Origin of the sequence: Vogesella urethralis (assembly GCF_007644045.2) — a bacterium.
GTDB classification, from domain to species: domain Bacteria; phylum Pseudomonadota; class Gammaproteobacteria; order Burkholderiales; family Chromobacteriaceae; genus Vogesella; species Vogesella urethralis.
Genome location: NZ_VMDW02000009.1, coordinates 1 through 245 on the forward strand (window position 1 = coordinate 1; position 245 = coordinate 245).

Below are 245 nucleotides of genomic sequence, written 5' to 3' on the forward strand. Positions count from 1 at the left end.
TACCGTGATTCTGGAATGGGTTTTGTTGCCTTCAATGGATGGATGGATAGTATCGGTATAAAAAGCCCTGTTGTGAATATAAACGATTCATTCTTTGACCCTTTGTCTCGGCCATTTATGAGTTTGCATCTGCCAACTGAAATGCTCTCCGATATCATGTCGGGGAAAATAATCATCGTAATGTGTTTTGACAATGAACTTTTTTTTTCACCGTGCCAACAAAATGTACCCAAGTTTATTTCTTC

At 38.4% G+C, this 245-nt stretch carries 1 protein-coding gene; it reads left to right on the forward strand.

Annotation, left to right across the window (positions count from 1 at the left end):
- Positions 1-245, forward strand: a 245-nt coding sequence (locus FLQ03_RS19225; protein WP_206210807.1) for a hypothetical protein, incomplete at both ends; no start/stop codon positions are given.